Annotated in this window: 17 protein-coding genes and 1 tRNA gene; 8 read left to right on the top strand and 10 right to left on the bottom strand. The window is 70.8% G+C overall.

Going from position 1 to position 19,074, the window contains the following annotated elements:
• The first annotated feature begins 74 nt into the window (after positions 1-74).
• The gene (locus tag ACPXBU_RS06205) at positions 75-761 is read left to right on the top strand and encodes a GOLPH3/VPS74 family protein (protein ID WP_425757046.1); all 687 of its coding nucleotides are present in this window, start codon (positions 75-77) and stop codon (positions 759-761) included.
• 66 nt (positions 762-827) lie between these two features.
• Here ACPXBU_RS06205 and ACPXBU_RS06200 read toward each other — a convergent pair whose 3' ends face one another.
• Together ACPXBU_RS06200 and ACPXBU_RS06195 are read right to left on the bottom strand one after the other, a co-directional pair.
• Positions 828-3,026, bottom strand: a complete 2,199-nt coding sequence (locus ACPXBU_RS06200) for a (Fe-S)-binding protein (protein ID WP_425757545.1) — start codon at positions 3,024-3,026, stop codon at positions 828-830.
• A gap of 209 nt (positions 3,027-3,235) precedes the next feature.
• The gene (locus ACPXBU_RS06195) at positions 3,236-3,499 is read right to left on the bottom strand and encodes a cell division protein CrgA (RefSeq protein WP_357243225.1); all 264 of its coding nucleotides are present in this window, start codon (positions 3,497-3,499) and stop codon (positions 3,236-3,238) included.
• 221 nt (positions 3,500-3,720) lie between these two features.
• Between ACPXBU_RS06195 and ACPXBU_RS06190 the strand changes: the two genes are divergently transcribed.
• The 4 genes from ACPXBU_RS06190 to ACPXBU_RS06175 are packed head-to-tail and all read left to right on the top strand — an operon-like array spanning position 3,721 to position 6,992.
• Positions 3,721-4,521, top strand: a complete 801-nt coding sequence (locus ACPXBU_RS06190; protein WP_393365189.1) for a DUF881 domain-containing protein — start codon at positions 3,721-3,723, stop codon at positions 4,519-4,521.
• Complete coding sequence (locus ACPXBU_RS06185) at positions 4,518-6,062, top strand: class E sortase (RefSeq protein ID WP_425757043.1); 1,545 nt, start codon at positions 4,518-4,520, stop codon at positions 6,060-6,062. Before ACPXBU_RS06190 ends, ACPXBU_RS06185 begins: the two co-directional genes overlap by 4 nt.
• 4 nt (positions 6,063-6,066) lie before the next feature.
• Positions 6,067-6,339, top strand: coding sequence for a hypothetical protein (locus ACPXBU_RS06180; RefSeq protein WP_393365186.1), 273 nt, complete (start codon positions 6,067-6,069; stop codon positions 6,337-6,339).
• A gap of 2 nt (positions 6,340-6,341) precedes the next feature.
• Positions 6,342-6,992, top strand: a complete 651-nt coding sequence (locus ACPXBU_RS06175; RefSeq protein ID WP_425757041.1) for an aminodeoxychorismate/anthranilate synthase component II — start codon at positions 6,342-6,344, stop codon at positions 6,990-6,992.
• A 43-nt stretch (positions 6,993-7,035) separates the two neighbouring features.
• Here ACPXBU_RS06175 and ACPXBU_RS06170 read toward each other — a convergent pair whose 3' ends face one another.
• Genes ACPXBU_RS06170 through ACPXBU_RS06135 form a run of 8 tightly spaced genes read right to left on the bottom strand, consistent with a single transcriptional unit; the run spans position 7,036 to position 16,789 of the window.
• On the bottom strand, positions 7,036-7,779 hold the full coding sequence (locus ACPXBU_RS06170; RefSeq protein ID WP_425757039.1) for a SanA/YdcF family protein: 744 nt from the start codon (positions 7,777-7,779) through the stop codon (positions 7,036-7,038).
• A gap of 9 nt (positions 7,780-7,788) precedes the next feature.
• Entirely contained in the window at positions 7,789-9,606 is a 1,818-nt protein-coding gene (gene pknB / locus ACPXBU_RS06165; RefSeq protein WP_393365182.1) for a Stk1 family PASTA domain-containing Ser/Thr kinase, read from the bottom strand.
• Positions 9,603-11,024, bottom strand: a complete 1,422-nt coding sequence (locus ACPXBU_RS06160) for a protein kinase domain-containing protein (protein WP_425757037.1) — start codon at positions 11,022-11,024, stop codon at positions 9,603-9,605. Before ACPXBU_RS06160 ends, pknB begins: the two co-directional genes overlap by 4 nt.
• Before the next feature lies 1 nt (position 11,025).
• Positions 11,026-12,531 carry a peptidoglycan D,D-transpeptidase FtsI family protein gene (locus ACPXBU_RS06155; protein WP_425757035.1) on the bottom strand — a complete coding sequence of 502 codons (1,506 nt, stop codon included), beginning with the start codon at positions 12,529-12,531 and terminating at the stop codon, positions 11,026-11,028.
• A complete protein-coding gene (locus ACPXBU_RS06150; protein WP_393365177.1) occupies positions 12,528-14,018 on the bottom strand; it encodes an FtsW/RodA/SpoVE family cell cycle protein in 1,491 nt (496 codons plus the stop codon). The genes ACPXBU_RS06155 and ACPXBU_RS06150 overlap by 4 nt, the downstream gene beginning before the upstream one ends.
• Positions 14,019-14,048: 30 nt before the next feature.
• The gene (locus ACPXBU_RS06145) at positions 14,049-15,512 is read right to left on the bottom strand and encodes a PP2C family protein-serine/threonine phosphatase (protein WP_425757032.1); all 1,464 of its coding nucleotides are present in this window, start codon (positions 15,510-15,512) and stop codon (positions 14,049-14,051) included.
• Positions 15,509-15,994, bottom strand: a complete 486-nt coding sequence (locus tag ACPXBU_RS06140) for an FHA domain-containing protein FhaB/FipA (protein WP_393365173.1) — start codon at positions 15,992-15,994, stop codon at positions 15,509-15,511. The genes ACPXBU_RS06145 and ACPXBU_RS06140 overlap by 4 nt, the downstream gene beginning before the upstream one ends.
• A gap of 6 nt (positions 15,995-16,000) precedes the next feature.
• The gene (locus ACPXBU_RS06135; protein ID WP_007454122.1) at positions 16,001-16,789 is read right to left on the bottom strand and encodes an FhaA domain-containing protein; all 789 of its coding nucleotides are present in this window, start codon (positions 16,787-16,789) and stop codon (positions 16,001-16,003) included.
• Positions 16,790-16,995: 206 nt separating this feature from the next.
• Between ACPXBU_RS06135 and ACPXBU_RS06130 the strand changes: the two genes are divergently transcribed.
• The 3 genes from ACPXBU_RS06130 (at position 16,996) to ACPXBU_RS06120 (ending at position 19,064) form a co-directional block, all read left to right on the top strand.
• Positions 16,996-17,081: transfer RNA gene (locus tag ACPXBU_RS06130), tRNA-Leu, on the top strand.
• A 64-nt stretch (positions 17,082-17,145) separates the two neighbouring features.
• Positions 17,146-18,261 (top strand): NAD-dependent epimerase/dehydratase family protein, encoded by a 1,116-nt coding sequence (locus ACPXBU_RS06125; protein WP_393365171.1) that lies wholly within the window; start codon positions 17,146-17,148, stop codon positions 18,259-18,261.
• Positions 18,258-19,064 (top strand): WecB/TagA/CpsF family glycosyltransferase, encoded by an 807-nt coding sequence (locus tag ACPXBU_RS06120; RefSeq protein ID WP_393365169.1) that lies wholly within the window; start codon positions 18,258-18,260, stop codon positions 19,062-19,064. The genes ACPXBU_RS06125 and ACPXBU_RS06120 overlap by 4 nt, the downstream gene beginning before the upstream one ends.
• Positions 19,065-19,074 lie beyond the last annotated feature (10 nt).

Below are 19,074 nucleotides of genomic sequence, written 5' to 3'. Positions count from 1 at the left end.
TCTTGCACGGGCTGCCCCGCGTCCTCGGGGCACGCCCCCGGGTGGGGTGGTCGAGCGGAGTTAGCGTGGAAGTCATGGATGCACTGACGCTCGCCGATGAACTGGCCCTGCTGGCCCACGACGACGCGGGCACCAACCGGCTCGGCTGGCCCGGCCTGGACCACGGTCTGGCCGGCGCCCTGCTCCTCGACCTGGCCGTCGCCGGCCGGGTCGAGCTGGTCGACGACCGGCTGGTGGTCACCGACCCGGCCCCGGTGGGCCGGCCGCTGCTGGACGACGCCCTGGCGCGGATCGCCGGGGAGCGCAAGCTTCGCAAACCCCAGGACTGGGTGACCCGGCTCGCGAAGGACCTGCCGAGGCGGGTGCTGGACGGGCTGGTCGCCGCCGGTGTGCTGCGCCGCGAGTCCGACCGGGTGTTTTGGGTGGTCCCGCGTACCCGCTATCCCTCGCCGACCGGCACCGAGCCGGCGGTGGAGACCGAGGCCCGGCAGCGGATGTGGGCCGCGATCGTCGGCGACGGGCCGGTGCCGCCGCGGACCGCCGCGCTGCTCGGTCTCACCCGCGCCGTCCGGCTGCACCGCACGCTCTTCGGCGACCTGCCCCGGCAGCGGGTGGAGCGCCGGCTCGACGAGATCGGCGCGGGCGACTGGGGGTCGGCCGCCACCCGCCGGGCGATCGAGCAGACCCAGGCCGCCCTCCTGACAGCCACCACGGCCGCCACCGCCGCCGCGATCGCGGGAGCCACCGCAGCCGGGGCCTGACCACGCGACGGCGGTGGCACCCCAGGAGGTGCCACCGCCGTCCAGGATCCTTCGGGGGTACGCGCCTCAGCCGCCGACCGGCGCCGTCTGCTTGCCGCCCTGTGGCTGCTCCGGCTTGACCGATCGGAGCAGCACGCTCGCCACGTCGATGACCTCGACCTGCTCGCCGGCGCCCTTGCCGTTGACCCCGTCGTTGAGCATCGTCGAGCAGAACGGGCAGCCGACCGCGACGGTCTTCGCCCCGGTGGCCATGGCCTCCTCGACCCGGTCCACGTTGATCCGCTTGCCGATCTTCTCTTCCATCCACATCCGGGCGCCGCCGGCGCCGCAGCAGAAGGAACGCTCGCTGTTGCGCGGCATCTCGGTCAGCTCGCCGGCGATGGCGTCACCGAGAACCTCCCGGGGGGCCGCGAAGATCCGGTTGTGCCGGCCGAGGTAGCAGGGGTCGTGGTAGGTGACGCCGCCGTCGACCGGCTGCACCGGCGTGAGCTTGCCGGTGGCGACCAGGTGCGCGAGCAGTTGGGTGTGGTGGACCACCTCGAACTCGCCGCCGAGCTGGCCGTACTCGTTGCCCAGGGTGTTGAAGCAGTGCGGGCAGGTCGCCACGATCTTGCGCTTGGCCTTCTCGCGGCCCTCGAACGCCTCGTTCAGCGTCTCCACGTTCTGCTGGGCGAGCATCTGGAAGACGAACTCGTTGCCGATCCGCCGCGCCGGGTCGCCCGAGCAGGTTTCGCCCTCACCCAGGATCGCGAACGACACGCCCGCCTCGTTGAGCAGCGTGGCCACCGCGCGGGTGGTCTTCTTGGCCCGGTCCTCGAACGCACCGGCACAGCCGACCCAGAACAGGTACTCGAAGTCGTCCAAAGCGCCGACCCGGGGCACCTCGAAGTCGAGGCCCTTCGTCCAGTCCTCGCGGGTGTTCTGCGGCGCGCCCCACGGGTTGCCCTTGTTCTCCAGGTTGCGCAGCATCACGCCGGCCTCGGAGGGGAAGCTCGACTCGATGAGCACCTGGTAGCGGCGCATGTCGACGATGTGGTCCACGTGCTCGATGTCCACCGGGCACTGCTCGACGCAGGCGCCGCAGGTGGTGCAGGACCAGAGCACGTCCGGGTCGATGACACCGCCCTCCTCGGCGGTGCCGATCAACGGCTTGTCGGCCTCGGCGAGGGCCAGCACGTCCAGGTGCGCGAGCTGCGCCTGGGTGGCCTTCTCCTCGCCGGTCAGGTCCTTGCCGCCGCCGGCCAGCAGGTAGGGCGCCTTGGCGTACGCGTGGTCGCGCAGGCTCAGGATGAGCAGCTTGGGCGACAGCGGCTTGCCGGTGTTCCAGGCTGGGCACTGCGACTGGCAGCGGCCGCACTCGGTGCAGGTGCTGAAGTCCAGTAGGCCCTTCCAGCTGAACTGCTCGACCTGGGCGACGCCGAACTGGTCCTTCTCCGGGTCGGCCTCCTCGAAGTCGAGCGGCTTGCCCTGGCTCGTCATCGGGCGCAGCGCGCCGAGGCCGGAGCCGGCCGGCCTGGCCGGCTCGCGCTTGAAGAAGATGTTGGGGAACGCCAGGAAGCGGTGCCAGGCGACACCCATCGTGACGTTCAGCGAGATGACGATCAGCCAGGTCATCGAAATGATGATCTTGATGGCCGCGGCGACGCTGACCCCGTCCGCCCAGTCGGGCAGCACCGCACCGACCGCGTGACTGACCGGGGTGGCCCAGAACGGGAACTCGAAGTGGTCCGTGGCGACCTTGAATCCCCGGATCACGAACCCGAAGATCAGGACCAGCAGCACGATCCACTCGACGAAGTAGCCCTGCCACATGGTCGAGCCGGTGAACCGGGACCGCCCGCCCGGCCGGGTCGGCCGGTTACGCAGCCGGATCGCCATCAGCACCACGATGCCGACCAGGCCCAACACCCCGATGATCTCGGTGACCAGGCCGAAGATCGTCCAGTGCCCGATGACCGGGAGGCCACCGTCGGTGGTGACCACCTCGAAGTACGCCTCGAGCACCAGCAGCGACAGCACGACGAAGCCGACCATCACGAACCAGTGCGCGGCGCCCACCACGCCCCACTTGAGCATGCGGGTGTGGCCGGCGGTCTCCACGAGCATGGTCCTGGCGCGAGCGACCTTGTCGGTGAACCGTTCCGGCGCGGGCTGCCCGAGCCGGATGACTGCCACCATCTTCAGGACCGCACGCACCGCAAGCCACACCGCCACGGCGGTGATGGCGGCCGCGAGGATCGTGGTGACGATCTGGACGCTGCCCATCGAGTTGGCCTCCCCGGTCTGCTGCCTGATGACCTCGCTTCGCTCGGTCATGCAGTGCAGCCTACGCGAAGGTTACCCAGCAGTAACGTGAGTCATCTCGCAGTAGGCCGCGCTGCCTGCGGACACCATAGGGGCCCCCACCCGATCCTGCCGGGCAGGGGCACGGTGGGGTGACGCGGAACCGCCGACGCGACGGCCCCGAAGCCGGCTCAGCGCCAGCGGGAGAGCAACCCCAGCGAGGCGACCATCGCGCCGAAGCCGACCGCGAGGTTCCAGTAACCCCACGCCGCGACCGGGTACTCCTGCTCCGACAGGTAATAGAGCACCAGCCAGCCGATTCCGACGACGATCAAGGCGACCGCGGTGGCCGGCAACCACACCGGGCTAGGCTTGCGCGTCGACGCCGCCGTCGTCGGACGGACGTCCGTCGGCGGGGTGTACACCTTCTTCTTGCGGACCTGAGACTTGGGCACGACGCTCTCCAGAGGGGTGACGACCTCGTCCGGCCTGACAACCGGGCGCGGGGGCGACGGTCCATGGCCAATAATGTTCGACAGCTAGCGTAGTCCCGATTGCCCGTCCGGACCATGAATGGGGTCAGGCCGGTGCACGGAGTGACCGAAAAAGGCGGGACTGTTCGCATCACCGGCCCAGCCGGCGCGGACCGACCCCCGACACGCGGAAGGAACGCTCGGTGGAGTACACATCCGGCGCAACCTCCTGGCAGAAGGTCCTCCGACGGGCCGCCGCCGGGCTGCTGCCCCGGCGACCGCGTCAACGCCGACCTGGCTGGTCGATCGGTGTGCCCCTGATCGCCGCCGCGGCGGGGCTGCTCTTCACCACCACCGCGACCACCGCTGGCGGCACCGCGCTGCGTGAGGACCGACGGCCGCAGCTCAACCAGCTCATCGAGGACCGACGCGAGCAGGTGGCGGCGAGCGAACGCCGGGCCGCCACACTCCGCGACGAGGTCCAACAACGGACCAACACGCTGGCCGGCTCGGACGCCCCGATCAAGGATCAGCAGGATCGCGCCCAGGGCAGCCTCCAGGCCGCCGGGTTCACCGCCCTCGGCGGGCCCGGGGTCACGGTCGAGCTGAACGACGCGCCGCAGCTCGACCAGACCCAGTCGGACGCCGACAACGACGACCTGGTGGTGCACCAGGCGGATGTGCAGGCAGTGGTCAACGCGCTCTGGGCCGGTGGAGCCGAGGCCATCTCAATCATGAACGTCCGCGTGCTCGCAACCAGCGCGGTACGCTGCGTCGGTAACACCCTGCTGCTCCATGGCCGGGTGTACTCCCCACCGTTCAAGATCGTGGCGATCGGCGACCCGGCTGCCCTTCAGCAGGCACTCGCCAGCTCTCAGGGAGTCCAGTGGTTCAAGGACGCGGTCGACGACTACCAGCTCGGCTACAAGGAGACGGCAGGCACGGTGCGGGTCCCCGCGTTCGAGGACTCGACGGCCCTACGCTCGGCCACGGTGCCTAAATGAGCACGCCGGACGAGCGTCGCGACGGGCGGCACCGTAACCAGACCGACGATCCGACCGCATTCCTGCCCAAGGTCGACCGGCCCGAGCCGGCGCCGGACCGGCCGACCACGGCCGGCAACTGGCCCGAGCCGACGCTGCCCGCCCGGCCCGGTGCCCCGCGCCCGCCGGCCACGCCCGAGCCTCCCCGCCCGACCGACCCGACCCCCGGCCCGCGAGGTGTCGACGCACCCCCGCCGTGGCCAGGCAGCGCCGTCCCCCGACCGAGCCCGCACGCAGGGTCCGACGGTCCACCGGCGCCCGGCCGACCGGCCGCGCCCACCCCGAGCCCGGTACGACCCGCTGCCCCGGTAGACACCCCGACCCCACCGGTTGCCGACTCACCGACCGCGCTCATCCCCCAGATCGCCGCCCGGCCCCCGCGCCCGACCGGCTCCCCGGTCGCTCCGTCCGCGCCCGGCCCGGATGCCTCCTCCTCCGCCGGGCCGACAGGTGTCCCGCCGACCGGGCCGACAGGTGTCCCGCCCACCGCGCCGGGCCGTGTGCCACCGACCGCGCCGGGCCGTGCTCCCGCCGCCGGGCCGGATCGTGGCGCCGCCGCCGGTCCGGATCGTGGCGCCGACCCGGCCGCCACCGCGTTGATCCCCGCCGTGCCCGGCACCCCCGCCACCCGCCCACCGACAATGGACTCGACAGCGCTGATGGGTGCCGTCCCCCGCACAGGAGGCCCTCAGGAGCCGACCGGCGGCGGCGACAACCCCGGTGAGCCGCCCCGGCCCCGGCGCGGCGAGCGGGTGGTCCAACTCCGGCCGCACCAGACCGGCGAGGGCTACAAGAGCGTCTACTCCGAGCTCACCCGCCCGTCGCTCGGCTCCCGAATCCGCACCGGCGTCCGTGTCACAGGCGAAATCCTGATCACCTTCGGCCTGGTGGTGCTGCTCTTCGCCGGCTACGAGGTGTGGGGCAAGTCGGCCATCGTCGATGCCCACCAGAACGACCTCAACAAGGCACTGACCCAGCAGTGGGGCCCGACCGACGACCCGACTGTCGCTCCGTCGGCCGGCCCGAGCGTCAAACCGTCGCCCCCGGTACGCGGCAAACCGCTCGCCGGCCTCTACATCCCGAAGATCGACAAGAACCTGGTGGTGGTCGAGGGCGTCACCCAGGAGGACATCCGCTACGCCCCGGGCCACTACCCGACGAGCGCGATGCCCGGCCAGGTGGGCAACTTCTCCGTCGCCGGGCACCGTAACCGGGCCACCTTCTGGCGGCTGGACGAGTTGGGCGAGGGCGACGCCATCGTGGTCGAGAGCAAGACCGACTGGTACGTCTACCTGGTGTCGCAGTCGCGGATCGTCCGACCCACCCAGGTCGAGGTGGTGGCACCGGTGCCCGGCGAGCCGAACAAGAAACCGACCAAGCGGATGCTCACCCTGACCACCTGCAACCCCAAGTGGGACAACTACCAGCGGCTGATCATCCACGCCGAGCTGGACCGCACCCAACCCAAGTCGGCGGGCCGCCCGGCGGAGCTGGGGGGCTGACCCGATGTACGCGTTCATCTGGCGCAAACTGCCCTTCGGCGTGGCCGGAAAGCTGATCGGCTCGGTACTGCTGGTGGCCGCCACGGTGGCCCTGCTCTGGTATGTCGCCTTCCCCTGGGCCGAACCCCTGCTGCCCTTCGACGACGTGCAGGTCGAGTCCCCCGCGGACTCGGGCGACGTCGGCCCGGCGACCGGCGACGCCCCGGCCGGCGACGAACACGACCTGCCGTACGACACCGACCAGAACAACCCCGCGCCGCCCTCCCCGAGTAGGTGACCATGCGCATCCTGGTGATCGACAACTACGACTCGTTCGTCTTCAACCTCGTGCAATATCTGGGCCAGCTCGGCGTGACCTGCGAGGTCCGCCGCAACGACGAGATCGACGTCGCCGAGGTGGGCAGGGTGGGCGCGGCCGGCATCCTGCTCTCCCCGGGGCCGGGCAGCCCCGACCGGGCCGGCATCTGCCTGGACGTCATCCGGCAGTACGCAGGCGAGCTGCCGATCTTCGGCGTCTGCCTCGGTCACCAGGCGATCGGCGAGGCGTTCGGGGCGACCGTGACGCGCGCACCCGAGCTGCTGCACGGCAAGACCTCCGAGGTACGGCACCAGTCGGTGGGCGTACTCGCCGGCCTGCCCGACCCGTTCACCGCCACCCGGTACCACTCGCTCGCCGTGCTGCCCGACACGCTTCCGGACGAGCTGGAGGTCACCGGCTGGACCGGCTCCGGCGTGGTGATGGCGATGCGGCACCGGACCCTTCCCATCGAGGGCGTCCAGTTCCACCCGGAGTCGGTGCTCACCGAGGGCGGCCACCTGATGCTCGCCAACTGGCTGGCCGACTGCGGTCACCGGGAGGCGTTGGAGCGCGCGCCCGCACTGGCCGCCGAGGTCGACGCCCGCCGCCGGTCGGCCTTCGCCACCACCTGAGACGCCGCTCGATCACCGGGCCCGGGACGGCACGCTGGCCGGATCAGCCGCGCAGCGCGTTCCGCACCGCCGGATCCTCGGGCGAGCGGACCGCCGGCGGGCGACCAAGCACCATGTCCCACGCCGCCTTGCCGCTGGCGAGGTAGTCCCGGACCGACTTCTCGGCGAGCAGCAACGGGCCGCACTCGTCGCACCGTGCGGTGACCCCGTCGACGTCGAGGCCGAGATGCCGGCACAGCGTCACCGCCCGGGACAGGTGGAAGGACTGGGTCACGATCAGGGCCCGCTCGACGCCGTACACCTCGCGCGCCCGGGCGCAACTGTCGTACGTGTCCAGGCCGAACGGGTCGGCCACCACGCGACGCGCGTCGACGCCGAGTTCGGTGAGATACGCCGTCATCACCGCGGGCTCGTCTCCCGACGTGCCACCCCCGTCGCCCGACACGAGCACGACCTTTGCCCGCCCGCTGGTCACCAACTCGGCGGCGGTCTCCAGGCGGCCGGCGAGCCGTTCACCGGGCCGTTGCCGATCGGGTGCCACGGCGGTGCCGAGGACGATCACCACGTCGGCGGCTGGCGCGTCGGCCTCGGCGTACACGTGGTCGCGGGCGGCGAGCGTCGTCCACAGCCACGGAAGACTGGCGAGCATCAGCGCGGCGACTCCCAGGACGGCCACGCGTCGGCGGCGTCGAGGACGCGGACTCACCACCGAAGCGACGCCGGACACGTCGGCGTCACTCGTGCCGCCGCCCGGGCTGGCCGCCGGCCGGCCCGGGGCTTCGGACACGCCTAGGGCCTAGTCCTCGGGGAGCCGGCTCGGCGGGGGCGGGAACGGCAGGCCGACGCCGCCGCCGCCGCCGGGCGTGGTCGGCGTGACCGACGGCGTGCTGGTCGGCGTGCCGGACGGCGGCGGGGTGACGACCTTCTCCGGGACACCGATCTCGAGGGTCACGGTCTTGTCCTTGGCCAGTGAGGTGCCCGCGTTCGGACTCTGCTTCTGGACCCGACCGACCTGGTCCGCCGACACCTCGTCACCATCGCGGAACTCGACGTTGTAACCCGCCTCGCGAAGCTCCTGGGCGGCCTCGTCCTTCGTGGAATTGACGACATTCGGTACCTTGCCGACGTTGCCCCTGGAAACGTCGACGATCACCGTGCTGCCCTGCGGGACGGTGGTCCCCGACGGGGGAGTCAACTTGAGCACGGTGCCCTTCGTCGCCGCGTTTTCCACCTGCTTGTCCTGGACGTCCAACCCCTGGCCCTCGAGCTGGGACTTGACCAGCTCGTACTGGGAGTTGACCAGATTCGGAGGGATCTTCACGTCGGGCTTGCCGCCGCAGAGCTGGATGGTCACCGTCTCGGACTGCTTCAGCTTGGTGTTCGGCGGCGGATCCTGCTTGGCGACCGTGTTCTTCGTGCAGTTGTTGTCCAGGACCGGTTCACCCAGCTTCGGCTGGAGTTTGGCGTCCTGGATCGCGGTGAACGCGACCGCCTGGCTCTTGCCGACGAGGCTCGGCACCACCTTGTTGGCCTTCTCCTGCTGCTGGTTCCAGAGCAGGGCAGCGACAAGGGCGACAACCGCCAGCACGCCGACCGCGCTGAACGTCGCGATCAGCCAGGAGGACGCCTTGCGCTGGCGCGGATCGCCCACCCGGGCCATCTGCCCGGTCTGCGGCCCACCGGCGGGAGCCGGGTAACCGCCCCGGCCGCCGGCCGGGGCCATCGCCACCGTCTCCGCCTCGCGCAGCACCGGAGTGGCCAACACGGGCCGACCGGCGGCGGCGCGGAGCAGGTCGGCCCGCATCTCGCCGGCGCTCTGGTAGCGGTTGAGCGGGTTCTTCGACAGCGCCTTCAACACGATCGCGTCGACCGCCGGGGTGACGTCCGGGTTGATGTCGCTCGGCGTCGGCGGCGTCTCCCGTACGTGCTGGTAGGCGACGCTCACCGGGCTGTCACCGACGAACGGCGGGTGCCCACAGACCAACTCGAAGAGCACGCAGCCGGCGGCGTACACATCGGAGCGGGCGTCGACGGCCTCGCCGCGCGCCTGCTCCGGGGACAGGTACTGCGCCGTGCCGATCACCGCGCTGGTCTGCGTCATGGTGGTCGCGCCGCTGGCCAACGCGCGGGCGATGCCGAAGTCCATCACCTTGACCTGGCCGGTCTGGGTGAGCATCACGTTGCCGGGCTTGATGTCCCGGTGGATGATGCCGTGCCGGTGGCTGAACTCCAGCGCGGCGCACATGTCGGCGCAGATCTCCAGCGCCCGGCGCGGCTGCAGCCGGCCCTCGGCGCCGAGGACCTCCTTCAGGGTCCGACCGTTGACGAACTCCATCACGATGAACGGCAGTGTCTCGCCGGTCGGCGCGGTCTCCTCGCCGGTGTCGTAGACCGCCACGATGGCCGGGTGGTTGAGCGAGGCGGCGTTCTGTGCCTCGCGGCGGAACCGCATCTGGAACGTCGCGTCCCGGGCCAGGTCGGTCCGAAGCATCTTGATCGCGACATCCCGACCGAGCCGGAGATCGCGACCGCGGTGCACCTCGGCCATGCCGCCGTAGCCGAGCAGCTCGCCGACCTGATACCTGCCACCGAGCAGGCGGGCCTGCGCTGTCATCGCGTCTGTCGTCCTTCGCTCGTCGTCGTCCCGCCGTCGCCCGGCTGGAGTCGTATCTCCCGACGGTACGACGTCTGGGTCGGATCGTCGCGTCCGTCGAGTCGCAGCGCGCCGGCCGGCGTGGTGCCCGCACTCGTGCCGACGGGTTCACCGGCCTGCGACTGCTTCAGGTTGTAGGAAATCACGCCGGAGCAGAGCAGGACCAGAACGGCCAGCAAGATGGCGAGGAGCACCAGGCCGGGCCGGGACCTCCGGGGCTCGGGGGACGGCGCCGACGGCACGGCCTGCCGGGCGTACGCCGCCGGTTGCTGCTGTCGGGGCGGTGCCGATGGCACCGCCGCGGCACCGCGCGGGTATCCGTTCGGTGCGGCCGGCGGCCGGGCGGACGGGACGGACGGCGCGACGGCGGTGGGGCGCGGCTGCTGGGCCGGCGCGACGGTTGTCGGCCGCGGCCCGACGGCCGGGGGGCGGGCAGCCGGCGGGCGGGCGACCGGCGGGCGCATCTGGTGCGCCTGCGGCACCTGGGCCCGACCGGGCGCGGCCGGCGAGGCCGGCGCCGCGGAGACCGGCCCGGGGTTGCCACCGGCCCTGGCCTGCTGGGAGAGCGCGGCCTTGAGTTGACGGGCGACCCCGGCGAGAGCGGCGGCGCTCGGCCAGCGGGCGGCCGGGTCCTTGGCCAACGCCCGTTCCACCACCGAACGGACCTGCGGGGGGATGTCGGCGGGCAGCGGCCGGGGCGTCTCCCGCACGTGCCGCATCGCGATGTCGAGCGGGTTGTCGCCCTCGAACGGACGCCGTCCGGCAAGACACTGGTAGGCGACCACGCCGAGCGCGTACACATCCGAGGCCGGGGTGGCCACGCCGCCGGTGGCCTGCTCGGGTGAGATGTACGAGGCGGTGCCGAGCACCGAACCAGCGGCGGTGAGCTGGCCGACCAGGTCGGAGCGGGCGATGCCGAAGTCGGTGAGGACGAGCGTGCCGTTGGGCCGGACCAGCAGGTTGCCCGGCTTCACGTCGCGGTGCACGATGCCCTTCTCGTGCGCCGCGTGCAACGCGTCCGCGGCCTGCGCGACCAGGGCCATCGTCCGGGCCGGGGTGAGCCGGCCGACCCGGCTCAGCGTGGACGACAGGGCGTCGCCCTCGATGTACTCCATGACCAGGAAGGCGATCTGCTGGTCATTGCCGAAGTCGTAGACGTCCACCACGCCGGGATGGTTGATCGTGGCCATGGTGCGGGCTTCGCCACGGAACCGCTCGCCGAAGTCCGGGTCGTCGAGCAGGGCGGGGAGCAGGCTCTTGACCGCGACCGTCCGGCCGAGCACCTGGTCGGTGCCGCGCCAGACGTCGCCCATGCCGCCGCTGGCGATCCGCTCGTCGAGGCGGTAGCGGTTGCCGAGCTGGACGCCGGGGCTGAGCATGTCAGCGACCCCCGGGGTCGGCGATGGCGGCCTTGATGATCTGGCCGGCGATCCGCGCCGCCTCGCCGCTGCCGCCGGGACCGGCCTGCTCGAGCATCACGCAGACCGCGGAGATCGGGGTGCCGTTCTTGTCCAGCGCGAAGCCGATGAACCAGCCGTGGTCGGGCCGGTCCGGCGCGGACTGCGCGGTGCCGGTCTTGCCACCGACCGTGTAACCGCTGACCGCGGCCTTCCGTCCGGTGCCGTTCTGCACGACGCTGACCATCATCTCGCGCAGGTCGGCGGCGACCTGCGGCTCGACGGGCTGACGCAGCTCCCGCGGCTTCGCGGTGAAGTAGCTTGTCGTCCGGTCCGGGGCGAGCAGCTGCTGCACCAGGTACGGTCGCATCTGGCTGCCGTTGTTGGCGATCGCGCTGGCGATCATGGCGCCTTCGAGCGGCGTCATCCGGACGTTGTTCTGGCCGATCGAGGACTGGGCCAGTGCGGCCTGGTCGGTGCTGCCGTCCGGGTTCTGGATGTCCCCGGTCCGGCTGGCAGCCGTGGGCAGACCGTCCTCGCCGAGGTGACCGACGGTGAGGTCCTCCTGCTCGAAACCGAACTGCCGGGCCTTCTCCTTGAGAGTGTCGGCCCCGAGCCGCACGCCGAGCTGGGCGAAGCCGGTGTTGCACGACTCGGTGACCGCGTCCAGCAGGGTGACCTTCGCCTGCGGGCAGATCGACGGATCGGCGTTACGGATCGGGGTGCCGGAGGTGGGCGGCGTGTAGCTGGGGCCGGCCGGGATCTGGGTGCTCTTGCTGACGCCGTTCTCCAGCGCCGCCGCGGCGACCACGATCTTGAACGTGGAGCCCGGCGGCAGCGTCTCGCTGAGCGCCCGGTTCTTCAGAGGGCCCGCCGGGTCCTGATCCAGCTTGTTGAACGCCGCGGCCGCCTCCTTGTCGGTGTGGCTGGCCAGCGGGTTCGGGTCGAAGCTGGGCATGGAGACAAGCGCCTGCACCGCCCCGGTGCGCGGGTCGATGGCGATGGCCGCGCCCCGCTTCGCCCCCACCTGGTTGTTGCGTAGCTGGTTGTACGCCGCGTCCTGGGCCTTCTTGGAGAGGCTGAGCAGCACGTTGCCGCCACCGCTCTCGTCGCCGGTGAACATGTCCTTGATCCGGTCGCCGATCAGCTGGTCGCTGGTGCCGGCCAGGAAGTCGTTCTCCACCTGCTCGATGCCCTTGTCGGCCAGGCTGACCGGCTTGTAGCCGAGCACGTGGGCGTACTCCGCACCGCCCGGGTAGGTGCGCTGGAACTTCAGCTTGCCGGTGGTCTCCTTGCTGGTGGCCAGGGCCGTGCCGCCAGCCTCGATGTTGCCGCGCTTGCGCTTGTAGTCGGCCACCTGGACGCGGCCGTTGTAGTCGCTGGTGCGGTACTCGTCGGCCTTCTGGAACTGCACCCAGTTGAGGTTGGCGAAGAGCAGGCCGAACAGGACCATGACGACGACGCCGACGCGGCGCAGTGGTGCGTTCACGGCTTGATCACCTCCGTGGGAGCACCGTGCAGCTGCTCCGGGGCACCACCGGTGGGTCGGGCGGCCTTGCTGGCGCTCCCGCCGACCGGCCGACGGGCACCGTCGGAGACCCGCAACAGCACCGCGATGAGCAACCAGTTGGCCATCAACGACGAGCCACCGGCGGACAGGAACGGGGTGGTCTGACCGGTCAACGGAATGAGCTTGCTGATCCCGCCGACGATCACGAAGACCTGGAGGCCGAGAGTGAACGCCAGACCGCCGGCGAGGAGCTTGCCGAACGAGTCCCGGACCGCGAGCGCGGCCCGCAGCCCACGCTCCACGATCAACAGGTAGACGACAAGCAGGGCGGAGAGGCCGAAGAGGCCGAGCTCCTCGCCCATGCCGGCGAAGATGAAGTCGTTCTGCACCTCGGGCAGGATGTCCGGCTGACCGCCGCCCGGCCCGGCGCCGAAGAGCCCACCCGTGCCCAGGGCGAGCAGGCCCTGGACGAGCTGGTAGCCCTTGTCGGTCGGGTCGGCGAACGGGTCGAGCCAGATCTCCGCTCGGACGTAGAAATTGGCGAACGGGCCGCCGACCGTCGAGCCGAGGACGTAGGCGAGGTAGGCCCCGCCGAAGAAGAGGACGAGACCGATCAGCAGCCAGCTGACCCGTTCGGTGGCGATGTAGAGCGTCACCACGAACATGCCGAAGTACAGCAGCGACGTGCCGAGGTCCTTCTCGAACACGAGCACCAGGAGGCTGACCAGCCAGACGCCGACCACCGGGCCGAGGTCGCGCCCGCGCGGGAAATCGATGCCGAGGAAACGTCGGCTCGCCAGCGAGAGCACCTCGCGCTTGCGGACCAGGTAGTAGGCGAAGAAGACCAGCAGCGCCAGCTTGGCGAACTCACCCGGCTGGATGGAGAAGCTGCCGAGATCGATCCAGAGCTTCGCGCCGTTTCTCTCGGAGATGCTCGCCGGCAGCACCGCCGGGAGCATCACCAGCACGATGCCGGCCAACCCCAGGGTGTACGCGTACCGCGAGATCGACCGGTGGTCGCGCATGATGGCGAGCAGGCTGGCGGCGAGGATCACCGCACCGAGCGTCCAGGCCAACTGGCGCCCGCCCTGCCCCGCGAAGATGGCCAGACTCTCCCGCTCGGCCACCGGGGCGTCGCCCAGGTCGATCCGGCGCAGGAAGCCCACCCCGAGCCCGTTGAGCAGGGCCACCGCCGGCAACAGCGCCGGATCGGCGAACGGGGCGAGGAATCGGATGACCAGGTGCAGACCGAGGAAGACCGCCCCGAGCGCGGCGGCGGGCATCCAGAAGTCCGGGGTGACGGTGTCCAGCAGGTTCGCCTCGACGGTCGCCCCGTACGCGGCCACCAACGCCATGGCGAGCAGCAGAAGGGACAGCTCGGCGTTGCGGCGCGACCGCGCCAGGCGTACGCCGGACTGCTCGCCCGCGGTGGCGGGCGAGGGTGCCGGTGTGGCCGCTACGGTCACAGGTGGAATCCTCGGGATCTCAGCCGACGCTCACTCAGGAGATCGGCAGGCGGCCGGGTCGAGCGCCGGCGTGGCCGAGTCGGAGGGCGTGTTGTCGGGCGTGGTGGACGAACCGGTCGCACCGACAGCGGCGGTGTTAGCGACTGTCGGGCTCGCGCCGACAACCCCGTTGGAGGTCGGCGACGCGATGATGCTCGGGCTGCCGTTCGGGCTCGGCGAGGAATCGGGGGGTGCCGGCGTGCCACCCGTCGGTGCGGTCGGATCGAGCGGGCAGAGCGGCTTCAGGTTGGGGTTGCTCGGGGTGTCGCTCGTCAGCTCGGCGAGCTGGCGTTCGGCGTCCGGCTCGCTCTTGGCCCGGATGCCGACCCGGACGGTGTCCTGCGCCGCGACCGTGAGGTCGTCGAGCCGGGTGCCGCTGCGGCGGTGCACGGTGGAGAGGTCCATCCCGGCGATCTCACCCTGGACGCCACGGAAGACGGCGACCTGGCCCTCCTCGGTGGCACCCACGTAGTACTGCCGCTGGGTGTACGTCCAGCCCCCGAAGGCGCCGCCACCGACGATCACCAGTAGGGCCGCCGCCATGGCGGCGGTCCGCACCGGGCGGCGCTTCGGCCGGTCCGGTTCGTCGTCCGAGGCTGCTGGCTCCTCGGGCACGGCCGGACGCGGCGCGGCGAGCGCCGAGGCACGGGCGGCCGGAGTCGAGTTGTCCGCGGAGGTCGCCATCCCCCGGTCGCGGGCGGCGGCACCGCCGACGATCGGGCTCGCCTCGACGATGTCCTGGTCCGTGGCATCGGCGATGATCACGGTGATGTTGTCCGGTCCGCCGCCGCGCAGCGCGAGCTGCACCAGCCGCTCGACACACTGCTGCGGGTCGGTGTATTCCCGCAGGGTCTCACCGATGGTCTCGGCGCTGACCACACCCGACAGGCCGTCGCTGCAGATCAGGTACCGGTCGCCGGGCAGCACCTGGCGCACCGAGTATTCCGGGTCGATGTCCCGGCCGTCGAGGGCCCGGGTGAGCAGCGACCGCTGCGGGTGGCTACTCGCCTCCTCGGCGCTGATCCGGCCCTCGTCGACGAGCATCTGGACGTACGTGTCGTCCTTGGTGATCTGCGCGAAGTCGCCGTTACGGAGCAGATAGGCCCGCGAGTCGCCGATGTGGACCATCCCCAGCTTGCTGCCGGTGAAGAGGGTCGCCGTCAGCGTGGTGCCCATCCCCTCCAACTGCGGGTTGGCGTCCACCGTGTCGCGGAGTTGTTGGTTGGCGGTGCCCACGGCCGAACGCAACGCGTCGACGAGAGCGTCCCCTGGGACGTCCTCGTCGAGCGGCGCCATGGCACCGATGACGATGTTGCTGGCGACGTCACCGGCGGCCATGCCGCCCATGCCGTCGGCAACGGCGAGTAGCCGCGGCCCGGCGTAGACGGAGTCTTGATTACCGTCTCGGATCAGACCGCGGTCGCTGTGGGCCGCGTAGCGCAGGGTCAGAGTCATGGCCGTAATTCGAGGGAAGTGCGGCCGATCCGGATCGGCACGCCGAGGGGGACGGGGGTTGGTCCGGTGACCTTAGCGCGATCAAGGTACGTGCCGTTAGTCGAGCCGAGGTCCTCGACGTACCACTGCCCGTCACGCGCCAAGAGCCGGGCGTGTCGCGCGGAGGCGTAGTCGTCGGTGATGACCAGGGTGGAATCCTCGGCTCGACCAATTGTGATCTGCGCGTCACCCAGAGTGATTTTGGTGCCGGCCAGCTGACCGGCTGTCACTACCAGCTGGTGCGCCGCCCTGCCCCGTTTCGCCTTCGCCGGCTTCGCCGCCTGCCCCGTCGAGGCGCCGACCGCGCGTGGCGCGGCCACCAGACGACCGGAGCGGGCGCCCGCGAAGAGATCGCGGCGAATCACGCCCACCACCGTGAAAACGAAGATCCACAGCAGGATCAGGAATCCGAACCGGGCAACGGTGATGACCAGTTCCGGCAAGGCGGATCAGCCGTCCACGCGGAAGGTCAGCGTCGTCGTCCCGAGCTGGACCATGTCACCAGGGTTGAGCGCGACAGCGGAGACCCGCTGCCCGTTGACCATGGTGCCGTTGGTCGACCCCAGATCGGTCAGCACGACCTGGCCCCCGTCGAAATCCAACCGGGCGTGTCGCCGGGAGATGCCGACGTCGGGCAGACGCAGGTTGGCCTGATCGCCGCGACCGATCACCGTCGACCCCATCTGAAGGGGGTAGGTGCGACCGTCACCGGAGACCAGCCGCACGTTGCGACCGCCACCGTGCCCGGGCGGAGGGCCGTAGCCACCACCCTGGTCGTACGCGGGGTAGGCGGGCGGGCCGGCGTCGTAGCCGGGTGCCGACACCGGGGCGACCTCGCCGCCGGTGTAGACCTCGGCCGTGACACGGAACATGCCCGTGTCCAGGCCCTCGCCTCGCTCGATCTCGACGATCACGTCGCCATAGACCGTCCAGGCCTGCTCGCCGATGAACTCCGCCTGCGACTGGGCCAACTCCTGGGCCAGCGCAGCGGCGTACGGCGCCAGCCGACTGTGGTCGAACGGCGAGAGATCGATCACGTAGCGGTTGGGCACCAACGTGCGCCCACCGGCCAGGATCGCCTTGTGCGCCTCGGCCTCCCGCTGCATGGCGTTGAGGATCTCCACGGGGTGGACCACCCCTTTGAAGACCTTGGCGAAGGCCCCTTCGACCAGGCCTTCCAGACGCTTCTCGAAGCGTTGCAGCACGCTCACCGGCTCCTCCTCGGGTCCCGAGGACATGATGGTATCCGGCCGGCGCGCGCGCAGCTCACACGCCGCTCGGCCACCTGCTCCCGACCCGTTCGGAAGGGCCGGGACTGCCGTGCTAATCTTTCGTCCGCCACGAACGGTAATCGTTCCTGGCGAGCGTCTGGGACAGCGTAGTATTCCCGAGGCCGCTGGAGACAGCGGGGCCGGGGCGGCTACAGTGTTCCGGGTCGTGCCACGGGGATGTGGCGGAATGGCAGACGCGCACGGTTCAGGTCCGTGTGCCCGAAAGGGCGTGGGGGTTCAACTCCCCCCATCCCCACCACCGACGAGGGCTCCGCTTACCGCGGGGCCCTTCCGTCATATCGGGGCGGGCCGGGCGCCAAGCTATGCTGCGATGGATTCTGTCTCCGATGGACCAGGAGTGGCGTGTGAGTGTCGCGTTGGTGACAGGGTCGGGTGGCCTGATCGGCTCCGAGGCGGTCCGGCACTTCGCCGGCCTCGGTCTGGACGTCGTCGGCATCGACAACGACATGCGCCGGTATTTCTTCGGCGAGGACGGCTCCACATCCTGGAGCCTGGAGCGGCTCGCTCGTGACCTGGGCAACTCGTACACCCATTTCGCGGTGGACATCCGGGACCGGGACGGCCTGGAGCAGGTTTTCAAGAAGTACGGCTCGGACATCGCCGTGGTGATCCACAGCGCCGCTCAGCCGAGCCACGACTGGGCGGCCAAGGAGCCGTACACGGACTTCGACGTCAACGCCGGCGGCACGCTCAACATCCTGGAGAACACCCGCCGCCACGCCATCGACGCGCCGTTCATCCACTGCTCGACGAACAAGGTCTACGGCGACCGGCCCAACAGCCTGCCTCTGGTCGAGCTGGAGACGCGGTACGAGCTGCCCGAGGACCACCGCTGGTACCAGGGCATCACCGAAGAGATGTCGATCGACCACTCGCTGCACTCGGTCTTCGGCGCCTCGAAGGTCGCGGCGGACGTGATGGTCCAGGAGTACGGGCGCTACTTCGACATGAAGACCGCCTGCTTCCGGGGCGGCACGCTCACCGGCCCGGCACACTCGGCCGCCGAGTTGCACGGGTTCCTTGCCTACCTGATGCGCTGCGTGATGGAGGGCCGGACATACAACCTGTTCGGCTACAAGGGCAAGATGGTTCGGGACGCGATCCACTCCCACGACGTGCTCACCGCGTTCGAGGCGTTCTTCCGGGCCCCGCGATCCGCCGAGGTCTACAACCTCGGTGGCGGCCGGCACTCCAACACCTCCCACATCGAGGCGTTCCGGATCGCGGAGGAGATCACCGGCCGCGAGGCGCGGATCAACTACGTCGAGCAGAACCGCACAGGCGACCACCAGTGGTATGTCAGCAGCATGGCCCGGTTCGAGGAGCAGTACCCGGACTGGAAGATCACTTACGACGTGCCGATGATCCTGCGGGAGATCTACGAGGCCAACGTGGGTAAGTGGGTATTCAAGGCATGACCGCGCGGACCAAGCGCAACGTACTCGGCGTCCTGGTCGACGCCACCGACTACGCGACGGCGACCGATGCGGTGGTGACCGCTGCGCACGAGCGGCGTCCGCTCGCGCTCACCGCGTTGGCCGTGCACGGCGTGATGACCGGGGTGCTCGATCCGGCGCACAACGCGCGGCTCAACTCCTTCGACGTGGTCACGCCGGACGGGCAGCCGGTGCGGTGGGCGCTCAACCTGCTGCACCACGCCGGGCTCTCCGACCGGGTCTACGGGCCGACGTTGACCCTGCACGTGCTGTCGCGGTTCGCCGACGAGGGGCTGCCGGTCTACCTGTACGGCTCGACCGAGGAAACCCTCGGCCGGTTGATCCCGGCGCTGGAACGGATGTTCCCGGCCCTGAAGATCGCCGGGGTGGAGCCGTCCAAGTTTCGGGCCGCCCAGCCGGGTGAGGACGTCGAGATCGCCGACCGCATCCGATCCAGCGGCGCCCGGCTGGTCCTGGTCGGGCTGGGCTGCCCGCGCCAGGAGGTCTTCGCGTACGCCATGCGACCGCTGCTGGACATGCCGTTGATGGCGGTCGGGGCGGCCTTCGACTACCACGCCGGGTTGCTCCGCCAGCCCCCGCGCTGGATGCAGCGCGCCGGTCTGGAGTGGTTCTGGCGTCTCGGCCTGGAGCCGAAGCGGCTCTGGCGCCGCTACGTCATCCTCAACCCGGCCTACCTGAGCCGGCTCGCCGCCCAGAAGATCGGCCTGTGGAAGGCCCGCCCGCCGGCGCCGGCCAGCGAGCGGATGACGACCTTCTCGGTCTGATCCGATCCGT

This window comes from Micromonospora sp. DT231 (genome assembly GCF_049847025.1).
Taxonomy (GTDB): Bacteria; Actinomycetota; Actinomycetes; order Mycobacteriales; family Micromonosporaceae; genus Micromonospora.
The sequence above is the reverse complement of the archived record's forward strand: the minus strand, read 5'-3'. Positions and strand labels throughout refer to the sequence as shown.